We start from the raw sequence: 12,242 nt of genomic DNA, 5'->3' as shown, positions 1-12,242 counted from the left end.
GAGTCACCGCCAATCAGGTAGCGGTGCAGCATCCCTCAGTATATTGGGAGTGGTCAAAAACTCCCTCGGCTACATCATCCGACGCAGAATAGGCCATGGTCGCTTCTACGCCCCGAATCGTCCTCTGGCCATGTTGCCTTCGCTCAACTAGATATCCATCAAACAGACTATCGTGAATCGCTGTCACACCCTTCCGCACGGGCGGAGCCCGTGGCACCCCGGCGATTTTGCTTTGTATCGAGTGCCAAGTGGTGACAGAAGTTTAATCGATGTCGGCGGTCCGCTTCCTAAGAACGGACCCTCGTCGATCACGCTTGCCGTAGCTGGTGCTGGTTGGGCAATTCGCCGAGGGCGTGGAGCAGGTGTTGGATGTCTTGCTCGGTGGTGTACGCGTGGGCGGAGACGCGGATGAAGGTTCGCCCGTTCCAGCGGATGGTGGGGGCTTCGATGCGATGCGTGTCGTAAAGCCAGATTTTGAGGGCGTCGGCATCGACCTGCAGGGTGGTCACGTCGATGAGTCCCATCTGATAGAAGAACGAGTCGGGGTGCACCCGCTCGATGCCTTCGATAAGCGACGCTTGCTGTACCGCGGTATGTACCAAGTCGCGCGAACGCTGGCGGACTTCGGGCGTGATGTGCTGTTGTTGCCAGGCGATGGCCGTCGGCACGGTGAGGTAGGCCGACGGGTCGTGCGTGCCGAGCCATTCGTGATGCTCGATAAACTCGTTGTCGCGGTGGAAGGTCTTCTCGGGCCCCCATCCCCAGCCAACGACGAGCGGCTCGATCAGTTGCTGACGATCCTCGCGAACGTAGAACACACCAGAGCCCTTGGGCGCGCACATCCACTTATGGCAAGTGGCGGTGTAGAAGTCGGCCCCGAGTTGGCCGAGGTCGACATCGATCTGCCCGGGGGCGTGGGCACCGTCGATCATGGTGAGGATGCCGGCCTCGCGGGCACGCTGGCAGATCTCGGGGATCGGCAACGTGAGGGCCGTCGCGGAGGTGATGTGACTGATGAAGATCAGTTTGGTGCGGTCGGTTACGCCTTGCCAAAAAGTGTCGGCCACGGCTTGGTCCGATTCGACCGGCAACGGAATCGCTTGCTCGACCACGCGGAAGCCCTTCTTGCTTCCAGCGAACTGGAACGCAAACCGGCAGGCACCGTACTCGTGGTCGGTGATTAGAACTTCGTCTCCTTCACCCAGGTCGAGGCAGCGGGCAATCGTGTTCGCGGCGAAGGTGGGGTTGGGGACAAACACGATCTCCGTAGGTTGAGCACCCAGGTAGTTGGCCACCTGCGAGCGGGCGTCGGCGAGCAACTCGGGAAGATCGCGGGCGAGGAACTTCACCGGCTGCGTTTCGAGCTTGCGTTGCCAGTGTTGGTACTCCTCGAATACCGGTCGCGGGCAGGCGCCAAACGAACCATGGTTGAGGAAGACAACGTTGGGATCCAGCAGAAAATCAGACATCGGGTGGCCGCAGTGCGAGGAAGGTGCTCAGTCGGGGCGAATCTGGCGAGGCCAAAAACGCTTCTCGAACACTTTCTACGCTCGCGACGCCGATGAAAAGAGGGGGGCGTGCGTTTTCGCCAGCTGGCAGCCGATGGGATGGAATCCGAACCGGACGTGATTACTCGGCAAATTTACGCAGGAACACGCGGACGTCGTCCCAACTGTCGAGCGGTCCCGACTTCTGCGGATCGTCGAATCCGACGACGGCTGTCTTATTGTCCTTCGCCAGCACGCGAAACTTGTTGTGCACCCAGGCGGCATCGGGGCCGCTACCGCCGGGGCGGTGACGACCTTGGATCAGGTAGTGCTCCGTCTCGTCGGTGGAGTTGGTGATGAGATAGATGCCGCGGTTGCGCTCTTGCCGCACGCCATGGATTTCGGGCGGGCCATCGTCGCTCCAAATAATGCGCCCGGTATGGGTGTCGATCACGCGCATCGAGTTTTGCCACATTGCGTCGCTATACACGGCCATGATCACTTGCTGGTGCGGGTCGACCTGAAACGTGTAGCCCTTGCTCTCTTCGGGTGCGAGCTGCTCGGGGGTGATCGCGGGTGGAGAGAACACCAGGCCTTGGCCATGCTTGATGGGCGACGAGATGCGAAGCATCGCGCGGATGTCGTTGTAGTCGCGGTCGGGTGGTGCTTCGAACTCCTTTGCCTGTATCAGCCCGGAGTAGCCACTGTCGTCCCAGCCGAGGACGAGCAAGCCATCCTGATCGAGCTGCACTTCGAAGTCGCTTTGCCGCCAGATTTCTTGCTCGTTGTCGTCGTACAGCATATGCGAACCGGCAAACAAGTAGTACTTGGTGTACGCCGATGCGTTGATTTCCGATAGTTCCCCAACGGCACCCGCACGAGCTTGTTGCACGGTGCTGACGCCGCTCGGTAGGTTGTTGAACTGCATGGTTTTGCCGGTGAGGTAGCCGGACGAATCGATCTCGGCAACAGCCAGCGAGTTACGCCCCATCGCGTCGGTGTCGATGCAGGCGCTCAAGTGTTCGCCGGGTTTGAGGGCGACCAGGTATCCCTGCTCGCGTTTGCGGGCGGGGCGTTCGTACCAGGCGCTGCCGTTGCAGAGGGTGACTTGCGACTGCGAGCTGCTGCTCTGGTGAGGCAGCAGAACGCTGGTCACTCCGGTGTCGCGCGTCAGTTCGCCGAGTAGCTCAAGCGAATCGTTGTTCAGAATCGCCAGTCCATCGGTGCGGACTCGGCTATCCTGAATGCTGATCAAGTCGTGATGTTCGGAATCGAGGGTCCGGCCATCGTTCGAAACGCGGCCGACCCAAAACATAAGGAACAGCGAGGCAGCCAGGGCAGACGCCTGCCATAGCGCTCGGCGATTCACTTTTCGCGGAGCAGGTTGCACCGCCGCTTCTTCGGCAGTCGCCTCGTTGGGCATGGGAATCGGACAGCCATTCGCTGCGTTGTCGTCGCCATCGAGCGAGGGGGAGGTAGCATCGGTCTTGCGAATCTCGGCATCCAGCAGCACGTGCACGGCAACCAGCTTGAGGAAATGATCTTGCATTTCGGGCTGGTCGAGCAGCAGCTCTTCCATGGCTTCGATCTGATCGCGCGTAGCGCCGTCGTCAGCCGAGGCGGAGAAGAGCCGTTCGAGTTCTGAACGTTTCGTGGGATCCATGGGACCTTGGCAATTCCGTTGATGGTTTCCGGTGGTCTACTCTACAAAAAGGGCTACTCAGGTGAAAGCTTGGATTCGATGCAGCTGAGCAAACTGCGGCGAATCCGTAACAACGCGGATCGAATCGCATCTTCTGATCGACCGGCACGCTCCGCGATGGTGCCAATCGGTAAGCTCTCCTCATAACGCAGTTTCACCAGTTCACTCTGTGTTTGGTGAAGCTTCTTAATACAGTCGCGCAAAGCACCGCGAGTTTCGGGGTCGGTGGCGAACTCGGCATCACGATTGCTAATTTGGGCGATGAGTTCTTCGCTGAATACATGGCGATCTCGGCGGATATCGCGCAAGTAAGCCATGATTTGCCAGTGGGCTACTTTACGCGACCACGCGCGAAAACTGGTGCCAGAGGTAAACTCCGTCGCTTTGCGCCAGAGCACCAGGTTGGTTTCCTGCAGTACGTTCTCCGCTGCGAGCACATCGCCACACAAAAGCGCGGTGATGTAATTCAGCAAGTACGTTTGTTCTTTCGTCAGGTGCTGGACAAACTCCTCATAGTCCGCTTCTGGTTCTCGGTTGAGGCCTTCATCCATCACTGGTCGCCTTCGTGTATCGCATAAAGTCCGTGGAACGCGGTACCCAGTTCTCTGTTGAATCGTCGCAAGTGTGCACGGGGGACAAGACTCGGTGCATCAGGGATGTTCCCTGTCTGTGCAGACACTCACTTCAGCGCTGGCTACTTGGATCAGCGGCAAACGAGACCGCTGATATCTGCAGCCAAACTATAGCAAGACCTCATAGATTAGATACCACCTGCCCATGGTTTTGTGACGCAGAAAAAAGTCTGCGCAACTACATGGAACTCAAGCATGAAGGTCGCACTCTGGGGGGAGTGCGTGGAACCCGCATATCTCACCATGGGGTCCGAATTGTACTTGGCGGGCAGTTGGGGATGCCAGATATCGGATTGGAATATTTCTGGAAATGGGCCGTCACAAAAAGATGGCTGGTGGTATTTGAAGGTGTTGGGGAAGAAATTCCCTCTCTATTCAGGGCTTTCCGCCTGCAAGACAACGGACCAAGGCGGTTTGGTTCCTGAAACACAAGCTATTCCAATATTTACTTGGCAGCGTTCGCGTGGGGTTCGTCGCGCACAGGTGCCGTGCTCTTGTCACTTATGACTTGTTGTTTCAGTAAAGGACTCGCCATGCGAATCGTCCGCCGCAAACCTTCAGGCTTTAATGGATTTACGCTGGTAGAACTGTTGGTGGTCATTGCCATTATCGGGATTCTCGTCGCGTTGCTTTTGCCTGCCGTGCAGGCCGCGCGGGAGGCCGCTCGCCGAACCCAATGCACGAATAATCTCAAAAATCTGTCATTGGCGATGGCAAATTTGGAATCGTCCACTGGCAAGCTTCCCTCGTCGGGTTGGAAAGGCAACTGGACAGGCGACCCCGATCGAGGGCTTGACCACACCCAGCCAGGTGGTTGGATCTTTGCCTTGCTGCCTTTCATCGAGCAGCAATCGCTCTACGAAATGGGAAGCGGCACTACCGGTGCTACTCGAGGCTCTTTACTCGCCCAGCGCGACAGCACGCCGATTGGGTTGTTGAATTGTCCCTCGCGCCGCGATGGTGGTCCGTATGCTCAGAATAATGGGAATCCCTATCCCACTGACGGACGCACCGCTTACTCGGGAAACGGTGCGGGTGGCGTCATCCAGTATAAGCAGCCACAAGGTGCCCGCAGCGATTATGCTTCGAACGTCGGCGACGAAACTGGTTTTGACGGCAAATGCCAGGCGATCTCGCCAAGCAATTATTCATCGTTGCCAGCAGGCTTTCCACCTCGCGTCTCCGAATTCTCCGGCGTGACCTTCTGCGGCAACGCAGTGAAGTTCCGCCAGATCACCGACGGACTGAGCAAGACGATTGCTCTCGGCGAGCGTTGGGTTCCCCAGCAATCGTACTTGGGCGATGTCTATTTCAAGGCCGACGATTGGGCGATGTACACCGGATTTCAAGATGACACCGTGCGTTCAACGTTTTACGACGGACGCACGCCGACGCATACGCCTCGCAGTGATGCCGACGAGTCGTATTCCATTACCGAATTGGAAGCACGCGAAGCATTTGGCAGTGCTCACCCAGGGGGGTGCCTGTTTGCGAACTGCGATAGTTCGGTTTCGCTAGTTGCCTACGATGTCGACGCGGAAACGTTCCGCCAAATGGGCCATCGCAACGATGGTGGAGAGATCAAGGTCTATAAGCGGCGGTAAATGGCACCTTCGACACAGTCATCCTTTGAGACTATTTGAGATTATTGGCTTACTCAGAACGACACCCTTATTCACGACAGACTAATGAAGAAAACCACGTTCCAAGTTACTCGCAAGTTGATCGCTAGCTGCTTGTTGACTGGCGTTGCTAGTCTCTTTTTGCCAAGTGAATCGCAGGCAATCAGTCTGATTTCACCGGGCGATCCGGTGCTGGCTATCGACCTCGACATCAGCACCGGTAGCGAGGTGCGAGAAGCACAGCTAGCCGATTTTATGCTGGATGGCGATACCTACACCAAGATGCTCAACCGCGGCGGCGATAACGCCGGTTTCATTGTGACTCCTTCGACAGCTTCCGTCGTCCAGAGTTTTACGATGACCACGGCCAACGACTCGGAAAGTCGAGACCCTGCTTCCTACTTGCTTTATGGTACCAACGATCCAATCACCAGTGTCGAAGCAAGTAACGGTCGCGAGGAAGACTGGACACTGATCGTTTCGGGCGACTTGACGCTTCCTTCCGATCGCGAAACACTCAGCTCGCCGATTTCGTTCACCAATTCCAATTCCTACAGTTCTTACAAGATGGTTTGGCCCACGATCAAGGGAAGTGGCAGTTTGACTCAGGTAGCGGAAATTGGTTTCTTCACCTCGGTGGATGCGACCGGTGATAACCTGCTGGCCTACGGAGACCCCATTATTTCGATTCGCGATGTCGACTATGTCTACGAAAGTCGCACTGGTTCGTCGGATGGAACGCAAGAAGCAGCCGAAGCGATCGATCAGGATGTCACTACCAAGTACTTGAATTTTGGCAAAGAAAACACGGGGCTCATTGTGACCCCGTCGGTGGGAATGTCGATCGTCGATAGCTTTCAGTTGACGACCGCAAACGATGCCAGCGACCGCGATCCAAGTTCGTGGGTACTTTACGGCACCAACGATCCAATTACATCCGAATACAACACCGATGGCAGTCTGGAAGATTGGGTGTTGATTGATTCGGGCGACATTGAGCTTCCCAACGACCGTGGGGCCTTAGGACCGCTGGTATCGGTCGATAACAGCGAGGGCGCTTTCACTTCCTATCGATTGGTATTCCCCACCTTACGAAACAGTGGCGGAGCGAACTCGATGCAGATCGCTGAGATCCAGTTATTCGGTTCGCAAGTTCCTGAGCCCAGTTCGGTAGTGCTGGGTTTGGGAGTGCTCGCCTCGTTGGTCGTCGTCGGACGACTCAAGAAGGGCTAAATAGCTTCCTTAGGTCAGCTTCCTATTCCTTTTATCTGTTCACGATAGCTTCTGGTTCTGGCGGGCCGATTGCCTATTCGGAAAGTCGGTTCGCCAGCCGTCGCTTTCGTAGTCTTTTTCAGTACACTTTTTGATTGAACAAGGTTGTTTCACCATGGCATGTACTTCCACGCTGCGTCTGATCGCAGCACTTGCCGTGCTGCTGGCGGCAAGGCAGGCGGCGGCACTCAATATCCTCTCGCCAGAGGATCCGATCATCGCGATCGATCTCGACGTAAGCACTGGTAGCGATGTGCGTGACGGACAGTTGGCAGATTTGTTGTTAGATGACGACCCTGCTACGAAGACGTTGAATCGCGGAGGCCCCAACGCAGGTTTCATCGTTACTCCTACCACTTCGTCGGTACTGCAAAGCTTCGTCATGTCGACGGCCAACGATGCGGTGGGACGCGACCCAGCGTCGTACCTGATATATGGTACCAATGATGCGATCATCAGTACCGAGGCCAGTAATGGTCGGTTGGAAGACTGGACCCTCATTTCGTCGGGCGAGCTATCGCTTCCCGAGGGACGACTCGAAGTCGCTTCGGCGGTTGGCTTTGCCAACAGTACTGTGTATTCGTCGTATAAAATGGTCTGGCCAACCATGAAGGACCCGAATCAGAACTTGACGCAGCTTGGTGACATTGGGTTTTACAGTTCGTTGGATGGAACCGGCTCCGATATTCTTACCGTGGGGGATCCGATCATCTCCATTCGCGATGTCGAGTACACTTCCGAAAGCCGCACCGGTTCGGGCGGTGGAATGCAAGAAGCAACGGAAGCAATCGATCAGAACATCGGTACGAAGTACTTGAACTTTGGGAAGGAGAATTCCGGTTTTATTGTGACTCCTTCCAAGGGATCGTACGCGGTTTCGAGCTTCCAGATCACGACCGCGAACGACATCCCCGCTCGCGATCCCTCGTCTTGGGAACTCTACGGAACAAACGACGAAATCACTTCGGAAGATAATAGTGGTGGCCTCGAAGAAAACTGGACTCTGATCGACTCCGGATCGCTTGAACTGCCGGCTGAACGCACCACGGCCGGCCCGATTGTTTCGGTGAACAACACCGCTGGTGAGTTCAGCTCGTATCGTATGGTGTTCCCCACCTTGCGTGATTCGGCAGCAACGAATTCCATGCAAATTGCGGAAGTCGCTTTCTTTGTCGATGATCCTGTAACACTGCTGATTGACCGTAGCACTGGCGAAGCGACTATTCGTGCCGATCAGACGCTGACTTTCTCTGGCTACACTCTCTCGTCCAATAACTCGCAGATTCTTAATCCTGAGGGATGGGAGTCGGTTGCCGTTAATGGTGGCGATCCAGGCGATGCATGGCTTGAAAACCAGGATTCGAACGAAGCGATGCTGGGCGAGTCGGATACCGCCGGTGGCGATGATAATGGCATCACTTTGCAGGCCGGAGCTACTTACAGCCTTGGCAATATTTGGTCGATCAGCCCTTCGAATTATGAAGACCTTGTCTTCAATCTGCTCGATGCCGATGGCAAAGTGATTGGCGACGGAGTGGAATTCATCGGCGACGACATCATGGCTGGCGACTATACCGGCGATGGCGTCATCAATTACCTCGATTGGCAAGTCTTCCGCGAAGGCTATGGTGGTGACTACTACGACCAGAGTGCTGCTCGGGCCTACCTGGGGGGCGACCTCGATGGCGACCTCGACAGCGACGCTTACGACTTCCAAAAACTAGTCGAACTGGCTGGTGGCCTGTCGGCACTCCTCAGCAATCCAGCTTCCGTGCCCGAGCCCTCGTCGTTGGCCATTATCGCCATCGGCGGTGTCGTCGCGGTGTTTGGCGCTCGTCGTCGCTGGCAGCGAGGTGTGGTCGCAAGCTTGGTATTCGGCCTCAGCTTTGTTGTTGTCGCTGGTCAGGCTTCGGCTCAGAGCTTCTCGGTTGTGGGAGGTTCTCCTAATTTTTATCCTTCGATTACCATTCCCGAGGGACAGGCAAACGATCAGGAGTCGCAAGGCCCTGAGAAGCTTTTCGACGATACCTACCTCGACGAAGGCACCAATATCAACACCGAACTCTTCTTGCTGGACTACAACGACCTGGAAGTCGAGCTAGACCAGTACGCTGGCGACGGTGTCGGTCCCATGACCTTGTTCATGGACTATGGTTCGAGCGTGTCGGCCAACTGGTTCGCTTACGCTCAACGGTCGGGCGCCGATCCAACGGCCGACCGTGTCGGTCAGTTTGACTTCTGGTTCAGCAATACCGATTTTGGGGGAGTGCTTCCCGATTCGGCTCCGGATGCCACCTTTAAGCTTGAGCCGACCGACGAGCGTGTGACCACTAGTACGCTTTATCCCTTCACCCTGTCGGGTACGCACTCGGGACGATACGTAGCCGTGCAACTTACCGCTTCGGAAATCTCGACAAGCCGTCCAACCAACAACATTGGTGGCCACGAGTTCCGTTTGCTTTCGGGGCCTGCGGACATCGTGCTGGAAATCGACCGGCAGACTGGCGAAATGACCCTGAGCAACGACCTGGCTGGTGCGGTTGGCATCGAGATGCGAAACATCACCATCAGCAGTGCTGAGGGTGGCCTCAGCCCAGAAGCATTCAATGGTATTGGTGGTGATTCCACCTTCCCACTCGGCAACGGCACCGGTAATGGCTGGGAAGTTGGCGGTGGCTCAGGCGACACCCGGTTGGTGGAAGCCTATTGGTCGGGTGGATCGACATTCTCAGCTGGTACCTCGGACATCGCTCTTGGAGCTGGTTACAACGAACTGCTCGCATCGGAGGACGTTCACTTTCAGTGGATGAACTCGGATGGAGAAGTGTACGATGGCCGCGTGGTTTACAAGGGTATCGCTCATGATCTGCATTTCGGGGATTACAACGACGATGGAACGGTCGACCTCGGTGACTACACCGTATGGCGCGACAATCTAGGTTCCAGCATCTCGTTGCCGAACGATCCAACGCCAGGCGTTGTCGACATATCTGACTACAATCGTTGGAAAAGCTATTTCGGCACCGTGAGTGGTACGTTGGCAGCTTCGCAGGCAGTGCCTGAGCCGTCGTCGGTCGTATTGCTCGGCAGCTTGGCAGGGCTGTTGGCAGTTGTTGCACGTCGGCAGAAATAACACCTCGCATGATTGCAGGTGGTTGTAGTGGGCAGCTAATACGCATTCTAAAGAAGAGCTGCGCGCTTTCTATTGCGCTTTCCTATTCCCCCCATCATAATGCGACTTTCCGAGAACATGGAGGTCGCGATGAAAGTGGCGGGGCATCTTCCGCTTGCGGAGTTAAAGCGATTGGAGCGTGTGGAGAAGAACGTCAATCGCTCCAAGCGGTTGCGGATTCTGATCTTAGGTCACGAGGGCTGGACGGCCCCCGCTGTGGCAGCCGCTGTTGGGCTATCGCGACGGGCGTGCCAGGAGTGGGTCGCCCGATACAATCGACACGGGCTGGCGGGGCTGGACGACCACCGCGGTGGGTCGTTGAACCTGCCACTCACAGCCGACCAAGAGCAGACGTTTCGTGAGCGTCTCGCGGCAGGGCCAACGAGCGAAGACCTTGTCTGCTCGTTGCGGGGCAAGGACTTCCAACGCATCTTGGCCGAGGAGTTCGGCGTGAGGCGGTCGTTGCCTGCGGTGTACTGGCTGCTACACCGATTGGGCTACAGCTACCTGCGTCCCAGGCCGCGTCATCGCAAAGCAGACCCTGAAAAGATCGAGGCGTTCAAGCGGGAGTGGCCTGAGCGAATCAAGGAGATCGCCGCGGAGCATCCCCATAAACAGCTGCGGGTCTACTTCCAGGACGAATCACGGTTCGGACAGCAGGGGACCAACACCAACCTGTGGGCCGAGCGGGGCTCCCGACCGACCGCCGTCCGTCAAACCGAATACGAATACTTGTGGGTGATTGGGGCGGTCTGCCCGGAAACCGGACACGCCGAGGGCCTGCTGAGCCCGCAACTGAACACGAAGATCATTAACTCGTTCTTGGAATCGTTCTCCGAAACGATCCCCGAGGGCGAGCACGCCGTGATGATCTGGGATGGCGCCGGCTTCCACACCAGCAAGGCAATTCAGGTCCCAGAAAACGTGTCGCTGGTGCAACTGCCGCCCTACAGCCCTGAACTTAACCCAATCGAAAACCTCTGGCATTACCTCAAAAGCCACTTCTGGAGCAACCGGGCCTACGACGACTACGATGACTTGGAAGAAGCGGCCATGACCGCATGGCGGACCGCCGTGCTCAACGAAGAACTCATCAAAACCGTCTGTGCCGCCCCGTATGTTGATGGCGGCTCAAACGCGCAGGTTTAAATTAGAATGCGTATAACAACTACGATGCGAAACCGCGAGATCTTAAGAGCGACCATCGATTCATAGGAATCGGTGGTCGTTCTTTGTTTTAATCATCGATGTGATTGAACATGAGAATGGGGACGCCAGGCTTGCAATATACAGGCGGTTAGAATCGCACTTCGGTCATCAAGCCGGTGGATTCTTTGGTGGCATACGGAGAGATGGTCCAGCCTTGCGACGCGTTATCAGAGTGCTCCACCGCGGTTGCCGCCAGATAGGCCATCCACCAGCCTAGTGCTACTTGCGACGGGTAATGATCGTTGTCGTTCGCCCTGGATAGCGGTGCGAGCAGCGAAGCCGAGTACCATAGCAGCTTCTCCGTGCGCGTGTCCGCCATCTTGGCCGCGGTAATAAAGGGGAGCGACCCCATAAAGCTATGCCCGCTCACCCCGTTGTTGTCGTTGAATGGCTTCCATAGCGAGCCGTGCGGCGACTCGTAGGGGCGGGAGCCGCCGGTGAGCAATTGCAAGCCGATCACTGGAGGGGCACCCACGGCAAAGCCGCGGAGTGAGCGTCCTCCCCATTGTCCCATGGTTGCCGCCAGTTCCGAGTCGGGAAACAGTTCGGCAGTGATCCAGGCACTCGCGAACACCGGCAAGGTATACATGCCATTGCCGAGTTCCTTACTCGCGTGGAAAGTGTGATACCATTCGTCCGATTCGGCTCCCAGCACACTCGTGCGAAAATGACGTTGGATGGCACCGTCAAGCGAAGTGTTAGCAACAATACTTCCTGCGGCAAAACCAGATCCGAGCATCAAGAGCGAGTCAGAGGAGTAGAACTGTTGTTGGTCTTGCAGTAGCTTGCCGAAAAGAGCGGTTTGCGGGATGGATTCGCTGCAAGCATTGCTTGTTGGTTCTAGTTCGAGGTCGACAGGCACGCCAGCGATCACCGGGGCGGTCGTGGGCTCCTCCATGGGTGGGGGAGCAAACAGTTTGCTGGGGGTGTTGTCGACTGTCTCGCCAGAGCGAACGTGCTGCTCGTCGGCAACCGCGAGCAGTTGAATAGGCTCTTGTCGAGGGCTCGACGGGGCAATGCATCCGCAACTGGTTGGGATCGCAAGTACTGCAACCCATAGCCAGGCAATGTAGTGGAATCGAGATTTCAGTCGGAGCTCAAGCAAGATCACAAGCGCGCTTTAACGTTTCAGTGGTAGCAAGTCGG

At 56.6% G+C, this 12,242-nt stretch carries 8 protein-coding genes; 4 read left to right on the top strand and 4 right to left on the bottom strand.

The window, feature by feature from the left end; all coding sequences use genetic code 11:
* Positions 1–308: 308 nt before the first annotated feature.
* The 3 genes from Pan181_RS16535 to Pan181_RS16525 all read right to left on the bottom strand — a co-directional run bounded on the left by Pan181_RS16535 (position 309) and on the right by Pan181_RS16525 (position 3,740).
* Positions 309–1,469 carry an aminotransferase class V-fold PLP-dependent enzyme gene (locus Pan181_RS16535; protein WP_145248278.1) on the bottom strand — a complete coding sequence of 387 codons (1,161 nt, stop codon included), beginning with the start codon at positions 1,467–1,469 and terminating at the stop codon, positions 309–311.
* Positions 1,470–1,629: 160 nt separating this feature from the next.
* Entirely contained in the window at positions 1,630–3,150 is a 1,521-nt protein-coding gene (locus Pan181_RS16530) for a hypothetical protein (RefSeq protein ID WP_145248276.1), read from the bottom strand.
* A 53-nt stretch (positions 3,151–3,203) separates the two neighbouring features.
* Positions 3,204–3,740: a sigma-70 family RNA polymerase sigma factor gene (locus Pan181_RS16525; RefSeq protein ID WP_145248274.1), complete on the bottom strand. Its 537-nt coding sequence runs from the start codon at positions 3,738–3,740 to the stop codon at positions 3,204–3,206.
* 614 nt (positions 3,741–4,354) lie between these two features.
* On the opposite strand from Pan181_RS16525, the gene Pan181_RS16520 reads away from it, so the two are divergent.
* From Pan181_RS16520 to Pan181_RS16505, 4 genes are all read left to right on the top strand, one after another.
* Positions 4,355–5,425, top strand: a complete 1,071-nt coding sequence (locus Pan181_RS16520; protein WP_197528425.1) for a DUF1559 domain-containing protein — start codon at positions 4,355–4,357, stop codon at positions 5,423–5,425.
* 84 nt (positions 5,426–5,509) lie between these two features.
* Positions 5,510–6,676 (top strand): hypothetical protein, encoded by a 1,167-nt coding sequence (locus Pan181_RS16515; RefSeq protein ID WP_145248270.1) that lies wholly within the window; start codon positions 5,510–5,512, stop codon positions 6,674–6,676.
* Between the two features lie 154 nt (positions 6,677–6,830).
* Positions 6,831–9,848, top strand: coding sequence for a PEP-CTERM sorting domain-containing protein (locus Pan181_RS16510; RefSeq protein ID WP_145252273.1), 3,018 nt, complete (start codon positions 6,831–6,833; stop codon positions 9,846–9,848).
* 99 nt (positions 9,849–9,947) lie between these two features.
* Positions 9,948–11,036, top strand: coding sequence for an IS630 family transposase (locus Pan181_RS16505; RefSeq protein ID WP_145246142.1), 1,089 nt, complete (start codon positions 9,948–9,950; stop codon positions 11,034–11,036).
* Positions 11,037–11,184: 148 nt separating this feature from the next.
* Here the strand turns inward: Pan181_RS16505 and Pan181_RS16500 are convergent, their stop codons facing one another.
* Positions 11,185–12,201 (bottom strand): phosphatase PAP2 family protein, encoded by a 1,017-nt coding sequence (locus tag Pan181_RS16500; protein ID WP_145248268.1) that lies wholly within the window; start codon positions 12,199–12,201, stop codon positions 11,185–11,187.
* Positions 12,202–12,242: the final 41 nt, after the last annotated feature.

Source organism: Aeoliella mucimassa, assembly GCF_007748035.1.
Taxonomy (GTDB): domain Bacteria; phylum Planctomycetota; class Planctomycetia; order Pirellulales; family Lacipirellulaceae; genus Aeoliella; species Aeoliella mucimassa.
The sequence above is the reverse complement of the archived record's forward strand: the minus strand, read 5'-3'. Positions and strand labels throughout refer to the sequence as shown.